15 protein-coding genes and 1 tRNA gene are annotated in these 15679 nt (G+C 67.7%); 9 read left to right on the top strand and 7 right to left on the bottom strand.

The window, feature by feature from the left end; genetic code table 11:
• Nucleotides 1-91 precede the first annotated feature (91 nt).
• A tRNA-Ala gene (locus BT364_RS25465) sits at nt 92-164 on the top strand.
• A gap of 90 nt (nt 165-254) precedes the next feature.
• Here BT364_RS25465 and BT364_RS25460 read toward each other — a convergent pair.
• Nucleotides 255-980 carry a DUF5324 family protein gene (locus BT364_RS25460; protein ID WP_072487570.1) on the bottom strand — a complete coding sequence of 242 codons (726 nt, stop codon included), beginning with the start codon at nt 978-980 and terminating at the stop codon, nt 255-257.
• Nucleotides 981-1355: 375 nt separating this feature from the next.
• Between BT364_RS25460 and BT364_RS25455 the strand changes: the two genes are divergently transcribed.
• Both BT364_RS25455 and BT364_RS25450 read left to right on the top strand, forming a co-directional pair.
• Nucleotides 1356-1883: a peptidylprolyl isomerase gene (locus tag BT364_RS25455; protein ID WP_072487569.1), complete on the top strand. Its 528-nt coding sequence runs from the start codon at nt 1356-1358 to the stop codon at nt 1881-1883.
• Between the two features lie 157 nt (nt 1884-2040).
• Nucleotides 2041-2943 (top strand): rhomboid family intramembrane serine protease, encoded by a 903-nt coding sequence (locus tag BT364_RS25450; RefSeq protein ID WP_072487568.1) that lies wholly within the window; start codon nt 2041-2043, stop codon nt 2941-2943.
• A gap of 295 nt (nt 2944-3238) precedes the next feature.
• On the opposite strand, the gene crgA is transcribed toward BT364_RS25450, so the two are convergent.
• Nucleotides 3239-3493, bottom strand: a complete 255-nt coding sequence (crgA, locus tag BT364_RS25445) for a cell division protein CrgA (RefSeq protein WP_072487567.1) — start codon at nt 3491-3493, stop codon at nt 3239-3241.
• Nucleotides 3494-3633: 140 nt separating this feature from the next.
• On the opposite strand from crgA, the gene BT364_RS25440 reads away from it, so the two are divergent.
• The 6 genes from BT364_RS25440 to BT364_RS25415 are packed head-to-tail and all read left to right on the top strand — an operon-like array spanning nt 3634 to nt 8132.
• Nucleotides 3634-4401, top strand: coding sequence for a DUF881 domain-containing protein (locus BT364_RS25440; protein WP_072487566.1), 768 nt, complete (start codon nt 3634-3636; stop codon nt 4399-4401).
• Between the two features lie 29 nt (nt 4402-4430).
• The gene (locus BT364_RS25435; protein WP_072487565.1) at nt 4431-5147 is read left to right on the top strand and encodes a class E sortase; all 717 of its coding nucleotides are present in this window, start codon (nt 4431-4433) and stop codon (nt 5145-5147) included.
• 56 nt (nt 5148-5203) lie between these two features.
• Nucleotides 5204-5386 (top strand): hypothetical protein, encoded by a 183-nt coding sequence (locus tag BT364_RS25430; protein WP_072487564.1) that lies wholly within the window; start codon nt 5204-5206, stop codon nt 5384-5386.
• The gene (locus BT364_RS25425) at nt 5383-6021 is read left to right on the top strand and encodes an aminodeoxychorismate/anthranilate synthase component II (protein ID WP_072487563.1); all 639 of its coding nucleotides are present in this window, start codon (nt 5383-5385) and stop codon (nt 6019-6021) included. The genes BT364_RS25430 and BT364_RS25425 overlap by 4 nt, the downstream gene beginning before the upstream one ends.
• A complete protein-coding gene (locus tag BT364_RS25420) occupies nt 6018-7376 on the top strand; it encodes a class E sortase (protein WP_072487562.1) in 1359 nt (452 codons plus the stop codon). The genes BT364_RS25425 and BT364_RS25420 overlap by 4 nt, the downstream gene beginning before the upstream one ends.
• Before the next feature lie 27 nt (nt 7377-7403).
• Nucleotides 7404-8132, top strand: coding sequence for a class E sortase (locus tag BT364_RS25415; protein WP_072487561.1), 729 nt, complete (start codon nt 7404-7406; stop codon nt 8130-8132).
• 360 nt (nt 8133-8492) lie between these two features.
• On the opposite strand, the gene pknB is transcribed toward BT364_RS25415, so the two are convergent.
• The 5 genes from pknB to BT364_RS25385 all read right to left on the bottom strand — a co-directional run bounded on the left by pknB (nt 8493) and on the right by BT364_RS25385 (nt 15679).
• Nucleotides 8493-10475 (bottom strand): Stk1 family PASTA domain-containing Ser/Thr kinase, encoded by a 1983-nt coding sequence (gene pknB, locus BT364_RS25410; RefSeq protein WP_072487560.1) that lies wholly within the window; start codon nt 10473-10475, stop codon nt 8493-8495.
• A gap of 167 nt (nt 10476-10642) precedes the next feature.
• Nucleotides 10643-12100 (bottom strand): penicillin-binding transpeptidase domain-containing protein, encoded by a 1458-nt coding sequence (locus BT364_RS25400; protein WP_072487559.1) that lies wholly within the window; start codon nt 12098-12100, stop codon nt 10643-10645.
• Entirely contained in the window at nt 12097-13506 is a 1410-nt protein-coding gene (locus tag BT364_RS25395; protein ID WP_072487558.1) for an FtsW/RodA/SpoVE family cell cycle protein, read from the bottom strand. The genes BT364_RS25400 and BT364_RS25395 overlap by 4 nt, the downstream gene beginning before the upstream one ends.
• A gap of 22 nt (nt 13507-13528) precedes the next feature.
• Nucleotides 13529-15034: a Stp1/IreP family PP2C-type Ser/Thr phosphatase gene (locus BT364_RS25390; RefSeq protein ID WP_072487557.1), complete on the bottom strand. Its 1506-nt coding sequence runs from the start codon at nt 15032-15034 to the stop codon at nt 13529-13531.
• 129 nt (nt 15035-15163) lie between these two features.
• Entirely contained in the window at nt 15164-15679 is a 516-nt protein-coding gene (locus BT364_RS25385; protein ID WP_072487556.1) for an FHA domain-containing protein FhaB/FipA, read from the bottom strand.

Below are 15679 nucleotides of genomic sequence, written 5' to 3'. Positions count from 1 at the left end.
CCCATCTTTTTGCAGGATTCCGGGGAGTACCCGGTACTCTGGTCTGCGGCGGTGGCCAAGGCGCTGAAGCGTCCGGGGCTGTCCGTTTTTCGGGGCCTTAGCTCAGTTGGTAGAGCGCTGCCTTTGCAAGGCAGATGTCAGGAGTTCGAATCTCCTAGGCTCCACACACAAACCCCCTCCGACCGGCACAAACACGGTCGGAGGGGGTTTTGCGTGCTGTCGCCTGTTTTCGCGGCGGTCGTCCGGGAGCCGGCTCAGCGGCGGTCGTCCGGGCCGGTGCCGTCCGTGCCCTCCGGGCCGTCGGCCTCCGACTTGTCCTGCTCGGCCCGGACCTCGGGGTCGAGCGGGGCCGGGCCGCTGCCGTCGACCGAGGTCAGCGGTGCACGGTCGGAGACCTCCGTGGCAGCGGGCGGTTCGACCAGCCAGTCGGGGTTGGCCTGCCTGTCCCACCACCGCCAGGCGGCGTAGGCGCCGCCGGCCACGAGGCCGACCACGACGAGCCCCTTGAACAGCCGCCCGGCCTTCGCCCGCCGTTCGTGCTTTCTGGCCAGCCGGCGGATCTCCTCCGCCGTGACCTGTCCGCGCAGCGCGGCCAGCGCGGCGGCGCTGCGGGCCGTGGCCTCCTCGGCCACGGGCTGGGCAATGGCCATCGCGTGCTCGACCCGCGGCACCGTGAAGTCCGCGGCGGTACGGGCCGCCCGGCGGGTGTGGAGGGCGGCGCGCCGGCCGGCCTCGTCGACCTTGGGCGGCACATGGGTGAGGGCCAGTTCGATACGTGGTGCCAGATGCGCGTCGTACTGGACGCGGGCCTGCTGGGCCGCCTTGGACACCTTCGGCGCGAGCCGCGTGCGGGCCTCGTGCGCGAGATGTGCGGCCTGGTCCTTGGCCGTGTCGGCGTAGGGCGCCACCACTTCCGCGGCGTGCTGCACGCTGTCCTTCGCCGAGTCGGTTGCGGCGCGCACGCTGTCGATGCGGGTCACGGGATCCTCCTCCTTGGTGGCGGGTAGACACTCCGCCTTTCCACCCATTTCGAGATCATGCCCGCCGGAGCCCTGTATGGCATGCGGGGCGGGCATCCGGGTTATTCAGGTCATGAGCGACACCTGCGGGCAGTGCGGTGCAAAGGGAGCTTGCCGACGACAATGCCACGGTTCGCTCCAGCCCGCGCCGCTGCGTCACGCACTTGGCCGCATTTGTTCCTGCGGGGAGCGGCACGGAAGCGGCGGCTCCGCGCGAAGCGCGGAACGGGGCGGGAGGGTGAGCGCCACGCGTTCGCCGACGGCGGCCGAACGGCCGGGACGCGACGTCCGTGCGAGGATCGTCGGACGTCACTGAAGACTTACGGAAGGCAGATCGTGGCCGAGCAGCTTTACGCCACCTTGAAGACCAACCAGGGCGACATCGAGATCCGGCTCCTGCCGAACCACGCGCCCAAGACGGTCAAGAACTTCGTGGAGCTCGCCAAGGGCGAGCGTGAGTGGACGCACCCCGAGACCGGTGAGAAGTCGACGGACAAGCTGTACGACGGCACCGTCTTCCACCGCGTCATCAGCGGCTTCATGATCCAGGGCGGCGACCCGCTGGGCAACGGCACCGGTGGCCCGGGGTACGAGTTCGTGGACGAGTTCCATCCCGACCTCAGCTTCAACAAGCCGTACCTGCTGGCCATGGCCAACGCGGGTCCGGGCACCAACGGCTCGCAGTTCTTCGTGACCGTTTCGCCGACCGCCTGGCTGACCGGCAAGCACACCATCTTCGGCGAGGTCACCGACGAGGCCAGCAAGAAGGTCGTGGATGCCATCGCCGCCACCCCGACCAACGCCCGCACCGACCGCCCGGTGCAGGACGTCGTGATCGAGTCGGTCGTCATCGAGACGCGTTGATCACCCGCGGTCATCGGCCGATCACACGCTGATTGTCCGTTCGGGAACCAACCGCCCTGCCCGTCCGTACTGATACATAGCGGACGAGCAGGGCGGCGTTGTGCGTGCCCGTGCCCGCCATGACGAGGACCGAAGGGACCGGGAAGCGATGGGACCGATGGACCGGCAGCCGCCGGGAGGCACGGACCAGCCGGCCGCCGCGGACGGCTCGCTCAGCTGCTACCGCCACCCCGGTCGCGAGGCGAACATCCGCTGCACCCGCTGCGACCGCCCGATCTGCCCCGAGTGCATGATCAATGCCTCGGTCGGCTTCCAGTGCCCGGACTGCGTACGCCAGGGATCGGGCACGGGACACGGCCCGGCCGCCAATCAGCCGCGCACCGTCGCGGGCGGCAGCATCACCGCCGATCCCCGCCTCGTCACCAAGATCCTGCTCGGCATCAACGTCGCCGTGTACCTCGCGGTGCTGGCGAGGGGCACCACGCTGGTCGACGAGCTGATGCTGCTCGGCCGCGCCACGACCCACTACGGTGGTCCGCTCGAAGGCGTCGCGGAGGGCCAGTGGTACCGACTGGTGACATCGATGTTCCTGCACCAGGAGGTGTGGCACATCGCGTTCAACATGCTGGGGCTGTGGTGGCTCGGCGGGCCGCTGGAAGGGGCGCTCGGCCGCGCCCGCTATCTCACGCTCTACATGATCTCCGGCCTGGCCGGCAGCGCCCTCACCTACTGGCTCTCCGCGCCCGTGCAGGGCTCGCTCGGAGCCTCCGGGGCGATCTTCGGACTGCTGGGCGCCACCGCCGTGCTCATGCGCCGGCTCAACTACGACATGCGCCCGGTCTTCGCGCTGCTCGCGGTGAACCTGGTCATCACCTTCAACCCCTGGGGCGGAATCGCCTGGCAGGCACATGTCGGCGGCCTGATCGCGGGCACGCTGATCGCGATCGGCATGGTCCACGCACCCCGCGAGCGGCGCGCACTGGTGCAGTACGGCACCTGCGCCCTGGTCCTGGCGGCCGTGATTTTTGTGGTCGTCGCCAGAACGGCCGCGCTGACCTGAGCGGGCATCGTCCCCGGGCCGGTTGTCCACAGTCGGAGTTGTCCACAGCGGGTGCCGGATCTTGTGCATTCTGTGCGAACAACTGTGCCCCTTGTCGCTGAGCTGGGTTTTTCCAGTCAGGACAAGGGGCGTGCCATCTCTCGATGGGGGAGACTGTAGTCACATCGGCGTCAACCGACCGGGAGTTATCCACAGATCGTCTGACCTTTTCCCCCGCCTGTGGATAACGCTGTGGGTAACTCGGGGCAAGGCTTGCGGGACAGGGGCCCGCTGTGCACCTACGAGCGCCGCGGTACTACTTCCACTGCGTGGAGACACCGAAGCCGCCGGCGATGAAGCCGAACCCGACGACGATGTTCCAGTTCTCGAGGTCCTTGATCGGCAGGTCGCCGTCGGTCACATAGAAGACGACGATCCAGGCCAGACCGATCAGGAAGAGCGCCAGCATCACCGGCGCCACCCAGCTGTGGCTGGTCAGCTTTATGTTGGTTGCCTGCTTCGCCGGAGGGGGCGTGAAGTCGGCCTTCTTGCGGATACGTGACTTCGGCACGAGGAACTCTCCTGTCGATGCGCTGCGTGACCGCGCAGGGAACTGTGGCTGGCGCCGGGGCGGGCTCGAGGGGGAATGCTGCCTCCCTCGGGCGTCCGTTAGCGTAGTGCTTCCCTGGCGCCGAAGGAGATAAGGGTACGTTGAGCAATTCTGCCGACTCCCCCCAAGGGTCCGTCCGGCGCAACTTCCGGCACCCGGCCCGTGTGCTCACCGCTGCCGTCTTCGCGCTCGCCGGGCTGATCTTCGTGACCAGTGCCAACACGGCCAAGGGCACCAATATCCGCACCGACTCCTCGCTGCTGAAGCTCTCCGATCTCATCCAGCAGCGCAGCAACAAGAACGCCCAGCTGGACGAGACCACCGCGGCCGTGCGCAAGGACATCGACGCCCTCGTCCGGCGGGACGACGGCAGCACCGAGGCGGAGGACGCCCGGCTCAAGGAGCTGGAGCGGGACGGCGGCACCACGAAGCTCACCGGCCACTCGGTGAGCGTCACGCTCGACGACGCCCCGCCCAACGCCACCGCCAACCCCGGCTACCCCGACCCGCAACCCAATGACCTGGTCATTCACCAGCAGGACCTGCAGGCGGTCGTCAATGCCCTCTGGCAGGGCGGTGCCCGGGGCATCCAGGTCATGGACCAGCGGCTGATCTCCACCAGTGCGGTGCGCTGCGTCGGCAACACCCTGATCCTCCAGGGCCGGGTCTACTCCCCGCCGTACAAGATCACCGCGGTCGGCGACCCGGGCAAGCTCAAGCAGGCGCTCAACAACTCCCCGGCGATCAGCAACTACCTGTTGTACGTGAAGGCGTACGGGCTCGGCTGGAAAGTCGACGAGCACGAGGCGGTGACTCTTCCCGGCTACTCGGGCACAGTGGACCTCCACTATGCGGAGCCGGTGAAGTAGTAGCGAGCGGCTGTGGGGAGGCCGGCCAGGTGTCGGTGCGACTGATCGTCAGGACGTTCAGCGAACTCTGCATCACCGTCGGTGCCCTGATCGTGCTCTTTGTGGTGTACGTGCTGTTCTGGACCGGGGTGAAGGCGGCCGACGCCACCGAGGGGCAGATCGACTCCCTGCGCAGCCGGTGGGCGCAGGGGGCGGTGTCCTCTCCGGGGCCGCAGGTCTCCCCGAGGTCGAATCCATCGGGGTCTTCGAAAGAGCCCCCAGCCCCCGCCGCGTACCGGGACGGCAAGCCGTTCGCGATGCTGTACATACCCCGCTTCGGCAAAGGCTGGGAGTGGCCCGTCCTGGAGAACACCGAGGTCAGGACCTTACAGAAGGGCCTCGGCCACTACACAGGGACCGCCCGCCTCGGTGCGACCGGCAATTTCGCGGTGGCCGGACACCGCCGTACCTACGGGGATCCGTTCAAGGACTTCCCGAAGCTGCGTCCGGGAGACGCGGTGGTGCTGACGGACGGGACGACGTGGTTCACGTACCGCATCGACAAGAAGCCCTACCGGACGGTGCCGAGCGACATCGGGGTCATCGATCCCGTACCCCGCAAGTCCGGCTTCGACGGGCCGGGCCGCTATCTGACGCTGACCACCTGCGACCCCGAATGGGGCAGCAGCCACCGGCTGATCGCCTGGGCGCACCTCGACGCCACCCAGCCTGTGACCGAAGGCAAGCCGGCAGCTTTCCACAGCTGACCCACGCTCCTGCCCCCGCCCTTTAGTCTGGTCCCGTACCGAATGGAGGGGACAGCATGTACGGCTGGATCTGGCGGCATCTGCCGGGCAACGCATGGGTGCGTGCGCTCATCTCGCTCGTGCTGGTGCTGGCCGTCGTCTACGCGCTTTTCCAGTACGTCTTCCCTTGGGCGGAACCGCTGCTTCCGTTCGGCGATGTGACGGTCGACGGCTCGACCGGGACGGAGGCCGGCCAGTGAGTGCCCGCATTCTCGTCGTGGACAACTACGACAGCTTTGTCTTCAACCTCGTCCAGTACCTCTACCAGCTCGGCGCCGAATGCGAAGTGCTGCGCAACGACGAGGTGACCACGGCGCACGCCCAGGACGGCTTCGACGGTGTCCTGCTGTCGCCCGGTCCCGGCACCCCGGAGCAGGCGGGCGTCTGCGTCGAGATGGTGCGCCACTGCGCGGCGACGGGCGTCCCGGTCTTCGGGGTCTGCCTGGGGATGCAGTCGATGGCGGTGGCGTACGGCGGCGTGGTGGACCGCGCCCCGGAGCTGCTGCACGGCAAGACCTCGCCGGTGACCCATGAGGGAGCGGGGGTCTTCGCCGGCCTGCCGTCCCCGTTCACCGCGACCCGCTACCACTCGCTCGCCGCTGAACCGGACACAGTCCCGGCGGAGCTGGAGGTGACGGCGCGGACTGCCGACGGCATCATCATGGGGCTGCGCCACCGTGAACTGCCGGTGGAGGGCGTGCAGTTCCATCCGGAGTCGGTGCTGACCGAGTATGGGCACCTGATGCTGGCCAACTGGCTGGCACAGTGCGGCGACACGGGGGCCGTCGCGAGGTCGGCGGGGCTCGCGCCGGTGGTGGGCAAGGCCGTCGCGTGACCGCACTCCGCCCCGAACACGACGCCGGACAGGACGGCCCGTACGAGCAAGGAGCGTACGAGGCCGCAGGCGCGTTCGAGGCGGCGGTCGACCGGCTGGCGGACCCGTTGAACGATCCGCTGCCGGGGCGACACGCCTCGCCGTGGTTCAGGGCGGACAACATCCCGGCCGAGACATCCGAGGCACAGGCAGAGTCTCCAGCGCAGGCAGAGCCTCCGGCACAGGCACAGGCGCGGGCGCCACAGGGGGTGCAGAGCCCCGAGGGGGCTCCGCGGGAGTGGTACGACCCCGAAGGGTTCGAACGGGACTGGTACGGGCAGCAGACGCCCGCTCCGGCCCCCGTACGGGCCCCCGCTCCGGCCCCTGCTTCGGCCCCCGTACCGGGGACCCGGGTGCAGCCCGCGCCCCTTCCCTTCCCGCTCGACGACGAGACGATCGGCCTGCGGACGGGCCTCGAACCGGATCAGGCGGGCGATGCGGAGAGCTTCCGGGAATCCGAACCGGACTCCGAAGGCACCGATCCGGAACCGCGCACCGGAGGCCGCGCCGAACGCCGCCGCGCCGCCAAGGGGCGGGGCCGCCACCATGCCGAACAGCGGCCGGACACCGCAGCCACGGCCGCCACGCAGGCCGACAAGCCGATGTCACGCGTCGAGGCACGGCGTGCGGCGCGCGCGGCCAAGGACAGCCCGGCCGTGGTGGCCAGCCGGGTCACCGGAGAGCTGTTCATCACGCTCGGTGTGCTGATGCTGCTGTTCGTCACGTATCAGCTGTGGTGGACGAATGTGCGCGCCGATCAGTACGCCGGCAAGGAGACGCACAAGATCCAGGACGACTGGGCGAAGGGCGACCGCAACCCCGGTGTGTTCGAAGCGGGGCAGGGGTTTGCCATCATCCACATCCCCAAGCTGGACGTGGTCGCTCCGATCGCCGAGGGCATCAGCAAGGAGAAGGTCCTCGACCGGGGCATGATCGGTCACTACGGAGAGGGCGCGCTCCGCACCGCGATGCCGTCGGCCAAGCAGGGCAACTTCGCCCTGGCCGGTCACCGCAACACACACGGTGAGCCGTTCCGCTACATCAACCGGCTGAACCCCGGCGACCTGATCGTGGTCGAGACGCAGGACGCGTACTACACGTACAAGACGACGAAGACCCTGCCGCAGACGTCGCCGTCCAACGTCTCGGTGATCGATCCCGTGCCGCAGGGTTCCGGGTTCACCGGGCCGGGCCGGTACCTCACTCTGACGACCTGTACGCCGGAATTCACGAGTACGTACCGTTTGATCGTCTGGGGCAAGATGGTCGACGAACGACCGCGCAGCAAGGGGAAGCCCGACGCGCTCGTGGGCTGAATCATCATCACGACAGGGACGGGTGCGGTGACAGCGAGGACCGAGCACGAAGAGCGAACCGGCGAGTCCGCGCCCCCGCCCCGGCGCCGGGGCCGCCATCCCGTCGCGACCGTGGTCAGCGTTTTCGGCGAACTGCTGATCACCGCGGGCCTGGTGCTGGGGCTCTTCGTCGTCTACTCCCTCTGGTGGACGAATGTCCTCGCCGACCGTGAGGCCACCAAGCAGGGCCACACCGTCCGCGACCGCTGGGCGGGCGGCCCGGGCGCGCTGGACACGAAGGACGGCATCGGCTTCCTCCACGTCCCGTCGATGAAGAACGGCGAGGTGCTGGTCAAGAAGGGCACCGACACCGAGAACCTCAACAACGGAACCGCGGGCTACTACACGGACCCGGTGAAGTCGGACCTTCCGTGGGACAAGAAGGGCAACTTCACCCTGGCCGCCCACCGTGACGGACACGGCGCCAAGTTCCACAACATCGACAAGGTGAAGACCGGGGACGCGGTCGTCTTCGAGACCAAGGACACCTGGTACGTCTACAAGGTCTTCGAGGAGCTTCCCGAGACGTCGAAGTACAACGTCGACGTCCTCCAGGCGGTACCGAAGGGATCGGGCGCGAAGAAGCCCGGCCGCTACATCACGCTGACGACCTGCACGCCGGTCTACACGTCGAAGTACCGCTACATCGTGTGGGGCGAGTTGGTACGCACGGAGAAGGTGGACAAGGACCGTACGAAGCCGGCGGAGCTGCGCTAGCCGATACGACGAGTCGGGCCCGAAGCCGCAGCCAATCCTTGCGACTTCGGGCCCTCCGCAGTCCTGGTCCCTGGCTCCTACTTGAGTACTTGCAGTTTCGCGCCCGCGCTCCAGGCCTCCAGGAGGTCCTCGACTCCAGGAGAACTGCCTCGGTGAACATGCTTCTGCCCTTCTGCCCACTCAGCGGTACGGCCGGAGTCCGATGCTCCGCCCCACCGGATCAACGAATTGCCACATATGAAGACGTGATCGGTTTACGGATATATATGCGGTATGCACCGGATATTTCGTGGCGGGCACAGCAAAGGACCCCGGCACTGTGAGGTGCCGGGGTCCGATGGCGGTCGGTGCGACTCGGGGTCAGTGCCGGCGTGAGCCGGATGGGCCACCGAAGATGTTGCCGTCTCCGCCGCCCGGCATGGTCTGGACGTTGACCGCGCTGTTCTTGTCGACCGGCTGTCCCGAGAGGGGCTGGAAGGCGACGATCTTCGCCTTGTCGTCAGTTGGCCCCTGCACCTGACCGAGCTGCAGACCCGCCTGGGCAAGCAGGGCCTTCGCCTCAGCGAGTGTCTTGCCCTGCAGATCGGGAACTGTGGTCTGTTCCGGCTGCTGCGGGCCCTTCGAGACCGTCAGCACGATCTGGGCCGTCAGCGGCTGCATCGAGTCGGCGAGCGGTGTCTGGCTGATCACCTGGTTCGCGGGCTTCTCCGAATCGACGTCGGTCCTGGAGACATTCGTGAAGCCCAGGCCATTGAGCTGGGCCACGGCGGCGTCGTAGTCCCGGTCGGCGACGTTCGGCACCTTCTGGGTGGCCTGCTTGGCGACCGTGATCGTGACTTCGGAGTTCTTCTCGGCCTTCGAGTTGCCCGCGGGGTTCTGCGTGATGACCGTGCCCGCGGTCTTGCCGGACTCGACCGAGGTGACCTTCACCGTGAAGCCCTTGGCCTCGAGGTCCTTGCGGGCGGTCGCCTCGGTCTTCTCCACGACGTCCGGGACGTCGACCTTCGGGGCGCCGGTGGAGACGACGACCGTGACGGTGTCCTTCTTGTCCATCTCTTCGTCCGAGGTCGGCGTCTGGCTGCAGATCTTGCCCTTGGGCTGCTCCTCGCACGGTTCGCGCGAGCCGATCTTCAGGACGACGTCGGAGTGCTCCGCGAGCTTCTGTGCTTCCTCCACGGTAGAGCCGACCATGTTCGGCACATCGACCTGGTTGCTGTCGTTGGTGCTGCTGAAGACCGACCTGCCGATCAGGATCGCGCCGATCAGCACCAGGACGCCCGCGACGATCAGCAGGATCGTCGAGGTGTTGCTCTTCTTCTGGCGACGGCGGTCCGGCCGGTCGTCGTAGCCGTAGCCGCCGTCGTCCGGGTTGACCGGGGGCAGCATGGACGTGGGTGCGCCGTTCTGGTCGGCGGCGCGCAGTGCGGTGGTCGGCTGGTCGTTGCCGTATCCGTCGTAGCCGCCGTAACCGGCCGCACCCATCGCCGCGGTGGCGGCGACCGGCTGGCCGTCGAGGCAGGCCTCGATGTCGGCGCGCATTTCGTCGGCCGACTGGTAGCGGTAGTCGGGGTCCTTGACCAGGGCCTTCAACACGATCGCGTCCATTTCGGGCGTGATCTCGGGGTCGAAGTTGCTGGGCTTCTGCGGCTCTTCCCGTACGTGCTGGTAGGCGACCGCGACCGGTGAGTCCCCGATGAAGGGCGGTCGGACCGTCAGCAGCTCGTAGAGCAGGCAGCCGGTCGAGTAGAGGTCGGAACGCGCGTCGACCTGCTCGCCCTTGGCCTGCTCCGGGGAGAGGTACTGGGCGGTGCCGATGACGGCGGCGGTCTGCGTCATCGTCATTCCGGAGTCGCCCATGGCGCGGGCGATACCGAAGTCCATGACCTTGACCTGACCGGTGCGCGTCAGCATGACGTTCGCCGGTTTGATGTCGCGGTGGACGATGCCGGCGCGGTGCGAGTACTCCAGCGCCTGGAGGATGCCGACGGTCATCTCAAGGGTGCGCTCGGGCAGCAACTTGCGGCCGGAGTGCAGGAGTTCCCTGAGCGTCGACCCGTCGACGTACTCCATCACGATGTACGGGATGGAGACCCCGTCGACGTAGTCCTCGCCGGTGTCGTAGACGGCGACGATCGCCGGGTGGTTGAGCGAGGCGGCGGACTGGGCCTCACGGCGGAACCGGGCCTGGAACGACGGATCGCGGGCCAGATCGGCCCGGAGCGTCTTCACGGCTACGGTGCGGCCGAGCCGGGTGTCGTGTGCGAGGTAGACCTCGGCCATGCCACCACGGCCGAGCACCGAGCCCAGCTCGTACCGGCCGCCGAGGCGACGCGGCTCTTCCATAACAGTTCCAGCCCTCTCCGTCAGTCCCGACCGCACCGGTGTGTGGTCCGGCGGTGTGCTGCTCGCGCATACGCTACCGGCCGCGCACTACCTGATCGGCCTGGAGTCCGGACCTGATATCTGACCGGTATCCCGATGTGCAGGTATGGCACCCGATGTGATGGGCGTCACTTCTTGCTGTCGATGACCGCCTTCATCACGTCCCGCGCGATCGGGGCGGCCAGGCCGCCACCGGAGATGTCGTCGCGGTTGGCCTGGCTGTCCTCGACGACCACGGCGACGGCGACCGGGGAGCCGCTGTCGGTCTTTGCGTACGAGATGAACCAGGCGTACGGGTTCTCACTGTTGTTCAGGCCGTGCTGGGCGGTACCGGTCTTGCCGCCGACAGTGACGCCGTTGATGAGGGCATTGGTTCCCGTGCCCTTCTTGACGACGGTCTCCATCATCTGCTGGAGCTTCTGCGCGTTCTCACCCGAGAGGGGCTGGCTGAACTGTTCCTTCTCGTGGGTGTAGATCACGTCGAGGTTGGGGGCCTGGCGCTCGGCGACCATGTACGGCTGCATCAGCTTGCCGTCGTTGGCGACGGCCGCGGCGACCATCGCCATCTGGAGCGGGGTGGCGCGGTTGGACGCCTGGCCGATGCCGGCCATGGCGTTCTGCGGCCGGTTGTCCTTGGGGTAGACGCTGGCGTCGGCGCGTACCGGGGTGAAGATCTCCTCGTTGAAGCCGAACTTGTTGGCCTCGTCGATCATCTTCTGGTTGCCGAGATCGTCGCTGATCTTGCCGAAGACGGTGTTGCAGGACCACCGCAGCGCTTCCCGGAGCGAGGCGTTCTCGCACGGGATGTTGCCCTCGTTGTCGAGGTTGCCGGTGGTCAGCGGGAGCCGCCAGGGCAGCGGGGAGTTCGTCTTGTCGTCGATGCCCTTGTACAGCCCGTTCTCAAGGGCCGCGGCAGCGGTGACGACCTTGAAGGTCGAGCCGGGCGGGTAGGTCTCGCGCAATGCCCGGTTGAGCATCGGCTTGTCCTTGTCGGCAAGGAGCTTCTGCCGGGCCTTGCTGTCCTTGTCGGAGTTGCCCGCGAAGACCGACGGGTCGTACGACGGGGTGCTCACCAGGGCCAGGATGGCGCCGGTCTGCGGGTCGAGCGCGGCCACGGCGCCCTTCTTGCTGCCGAGCCCCTTGAACGCGGCCTTCTGCGCGGCGCCGTTCAGGGTGGTGACGACATTGCCGCCCTGCTTCTTCCCGCCGGTGAACATCGAGAGGGTGCGGTCGAAGAAGAGCTGGTCGTCGTTGCCCGTGAGGATGCCGTCCTCGATGCTTTCCAGCTGCGAGGCGTCGAAGGCCTGCGAGGAGTATCCGGTGACGGGCGCCCACATGGCGCCGTTCTTCCAGACCCGCTTGTACTTGAAGTCGCTGCCCTTGGTCTCGACGGACCCGGTGACCGGATTGCCGTCGACGATGATGTTGCCGCGCTCGTGGGCGTAACGCTCGATGCGGACGCGGCGGTTCTCGTCGCGGCTGTTCAGTTCGTCGGCACGGACGTACTGCAAGTAGTTGGTCCGTACGAGCAGGGCGAGGATGAGGATGCCGCAGAAGATCGCGATCCGGCGCAGGGGCTTGTTCACGGTCGGACCACCTGGGTCATCTCGGCGTCGGGGGACGGTGCGGGTGCCGGTGCCGGGCGGCGAGCGGTGTCGCTGATCCTGATCAGGATGGCGATCAGCGCCCAGTTGGCCAGCACGGACGAACCGCCGTACGCGAGGAACGGCATGGTCATACCGCTGAGCGGGATGAGCCCCATGACACCGCCGGCAACCACGAAGATCTGGATCGCGAAGGCTCCCGACAGGCCGATGGCGAGTAGCTTGCCGAAGGGGTCGCGGGCGGCGAGCGCCGTGCGGACGCCCCGCTCGACGATCAGGCCGTAGATCAGCAGGATGGCCATCATCCCGGCCAGGCCCAGCTCCTCGGCGACGGTGGAGAGGATGAAGTCGGCGTTGGCGGCGAACATGATCAGGTCGGAGTGACCCTGGCCCAGTCCGGTGCCGAGCGTGCCACCGGAACCGAAGGCCATCAGTGACTGGGCGATCTGGTCGCTCTGCTCCATAGTCGCCTTGGCGAACGGGTCGAGCCATGCATTCACCCGGGACTGCACGTGCGGCTCGAAGGACGCCACACCCACCGCGCCCACCGCGGACATCAGCAGGCCGAAGACGATCCAGCTGGTTCGTTCGGTGGCGACGTAGAGCATCACCACGAAGAGCCCGAAGAACAGCAGGGAGGTGCCGAGGTCGGTCTCGAAGACCAGGATCAGGATCGACAGGGCCCAGATGGTGATGATCGGTCCGAGATCGCGTCCGCGCGGCAGGTACATCCCCATGAAGCGGCGGCTCGCCAGCGCCAGTGCATCACGCTTCACCATGAGGTAGCCGGAGAAGAACACTGCGATGAGGATCTTGGCGAACTCCCCCGGCTGGATCGTGAACGGGCCGAGGCTGATCCAGATCTTCGCGCCGTTCACCGCCGGGAAGAACATCGGCAGGATCAGCAGGACCAGCGCCACGGCCATCGAGATGTAGGTGTAGCGCTGCAGGATGCGGTGGTCCTTGAGGATCACCAGCACGGCGACGAAGAAAGCGACGCCGATTGCCGAGTAGAGCAGTTGCTTGGGGGCGTCCGGGCTGTATTCCCCGTACAGATACTCCGCACGCTGGATCAGCCGCTGCGACTGGTCCAGCCGCCAGATCAGCACCAGGCCCAGGCCGTTGAGCAGGGTGGCGAGCGGGAGCAGCAGCGGGTCCGCGTACGGGGCGAACTTGCGTACCACGAGGTGGGCGACGCCGCCGAGCAGGATGAGTCCCGCTCCGTATCCGAACATGCCGGACGGGAGCTTGCCGTCGATGGCGAGCCCGACATTGGCGTAGGCGAACACCGAGATGGCGATGGCGAAGCCCATCATCATCAGTTCGGTGTTGCGACGGCTCGGTGCGTCGATCGCGCCGATCGTGGTCGTGTTGGTGACAACGCTCATGGTGCTGAAGGCCCCCTACGGCTTACTGCTTACCGCACTGCGGGACCAGCTTTTTCTCTTCCTCCGAGAGGCTGGGACCAGGAGCGGGAGTTTTGGTCGGCTTGGTCTTGGCGGCATCGGACGTCTTGGCGCCGCTGGATGTCTTGGCAGCGTCCGTACCCGGTGCCTGGCCCTCGTCGGCGCTGGCCTTCTCGGCGGCACGTCGTTCGGCGTTCTTCTTGCAGGCGGACGCCTGGACGGAGAGTTCGTCGATCTTGTCGCGGGCGGCGGTGAGGGTGCCCTCGGCGATGGTCGCCTCGACCTGCTTGCGCTGGTAGGCCGGGAGGTACTTGAGTTCGATCTCGGGGTGGTCCTTCTCGACCTTCGAGAGCGAGACCCAGGCCAGGTCCTGGCTGATGCCGCGGAACAGTGCGACGTGTTCGTTCTTCGCGCCTACGTAGAACTGGTTCTGCGTCCAGCGGTAGCCGCCGTAGAGGCCGCCGCCGATGACGGCGAGCGCCAGCACGGAGTAGAGGGACCGCTTCAGCCACTTGCGACCGCCGCCGGGCTTGACGAAGTCGTCGTCGGTGTACGCGTCGAAGGAGCCGTCGGGCATGCCACCGTAGTCGCCGCCGTCACCGCTTCCGGGCGGGCCGAAGCCTCCCGCGGGCGGCGGTACGGGGCGGCCGAGGCCGGCTGCCCGTCCGGCGGGGGTCTGCATGGCGGCCGTGCTCTCGGCGGCGGACATCTGCGCGGCCTGGTTCTCGGCGACCGCGCCGACGATGACCGGGGTGTCGCTGAACTGCGCGGCCAGAGTGTCGTTGCTGTCGACGTCGAGGACGTCGGCGACGATGCAGGTGATGTTGTCGGGGCCGCCGCCGCGCAGGGCGAGCTGGATCAGCTCCTGGATGGTCTCCTGCGGGCCCTGGTAGCTGGCGAGTGTCTCTTCCATCGTCTGATGGGAGACGACGCCGGACAGCCCGTCGGAGCAGATCAGATAGCGGTCGCCGACCCGGACCTCACGGATGGAGAGATCGGGTTCGACGTGGTCGCCACTGCCCAGTGCGCGCATCAGCAGGGCGCGCTGCGGGTGGGTGGTGGCCTCTTCCTCGGTGATCCGGCCCTCGTCGACAAGCCGCTGCACCCAGGTGTGGTCCTGGGTGATCTGGGTGAGTACGCCGTCGCGCAGCAGGTACGCGCGGGAGTCGCCGACGTGGACGAGGCCGAGGCGCTGGCCGGTCCAGAGCAGGGCGGTGAGCGTGGTGCCCATGCCCTCCAGTTGGGGGTCCTCCTCGACCATCATGCGCAGCTGGTCGTTGGCCCGCTGGACCGCCGTGCCGAGCGAGGTGAGGATGTCCGAGCCCGGGACGTCGTCGTCGAGCTGGACGAGCGTGGAGATCACCTCGGAGCTGGCGACCTCGCCGGCTGCCTGGCCACCCATGCCGTCGGCGATGGCGAGAAGGCGCGGTCCGGCGTAGCCGGAGTCCTCGTTGCCCTCCCGGATCATGCCCTTGTGCGATCCGGCGGCGAAGCGCAGGGAAAGACTCATGCGCACCTCTCCCGTCGGCTCGGGGTACAGCCGGTCTCGAGCCACACTGCCCACCCTCCGGTCGGGAGCCGGGCGGGGTCCGTTGCCCGGACCGCCGCGGCTCGCTCGCTCCGCTCGCTCATTGTCGTACTACTTCCGCAGCTCGATGACGGTCTTGCCGATCCGGATCGGCGCGCCCAGCGGAACTGGTGTCGGGGTGGTGAGTCGGGTCCGGTCGAGATACGTGCCGTTGGTGGACCCGAGATCCTCGACGATCCACTGGCCGTCACGGTCGGGGTAGATCCTGGCATGCCTGCTGGACGCGTAGTCGTCGTCCAGCACGATCGTTGAATCGTGCGCCCGGCCCAGCGTGATGGTCTGCCCCTGGAGTGCCACCGTGGTGCCGGTGAGGCTGCCCTCGGAGACGACCAGCTTTGTGGGTGCTCCCCGGCGCTGGCGGCCCGGCTGCTGGCGTTGCTGCGGCGGTGCCGCAGCGTTCTGGCGTGCCTGTGGAGGCCGTGCGTCGTTCGCAGTGCGGCGTGAGCCGCGCTGCGTGACGCGCGTTCCGAACAGGTCGCTGCGAATGACCTGGACGGCCACGATCACGAACAGCCACAGAACAGCCAGGAAACCTAGCCGCATGACCGTCAGGGTCAGCTCTGACAT

The organism is Streptomyces atratus (assembly GCF_900119365.1).
In the GTDB taxonomy this organism is placed as follows: domain Bacteria; phylum Actinomycetota; class Actinomycetes; order Streptomycetales; family Streptomycetaceae; genus Streptomyces; species Streptomyces atratus_B.
Note: the sequence above shows the minus strand (reverse complement) of the source record. Positions and strands in the feature narration are given on the sequence as shown.

What these genes read in the sequence shown, in the direction of transcription:
- pknB (WP_072487560.1), bottom strand. Translation starts at nt 10,475, where the DNA reads ATGGAAGAGCCGCGTCGCCTCGGCGGCCGGTACGAGCTGGGCTCGGTG.
- BT364_RS25390 (WP_072487557.1), bottom strand. Translation starts at nt 15,034, where the DNA reads ATGAGTCTTTCCCTGCGCTTCGCCGCCGGATCGCACAAGGGCATGATC.
- BT364_RS25385 (WP_072487556.1), bottom strand. Translation starts at nt 15,679, where the DNA reads ATGTCAGAGCTGACCCTGACGGTCATGCGGCTAGGTTTCCTGGCTGTT.
- BT364_RS25450 (WP_072487568.1), top strand. Translation starts at nt 2,041, where the DNA reads ATGGACCGGCAGCCGCCGGGAGGCACGGACCAGCCGGCCGCCGCGGAC.
- BT364_RS25395 (WP_072487558.1), bottom strand. Translation starts at nt 13,506, where the DNA reads ATGAGCGTTGTCACCAACACGACCACGATCGGCGCGATCGACGCACCG.
- BT364_RS25430 (WP_072487564.1), top strand. Translation starts at nt 5,204, where the DNA reads ATGTACGGCTGGATCTGGCGGCATCTGCCGGGCAACGCATGGGTGCGT.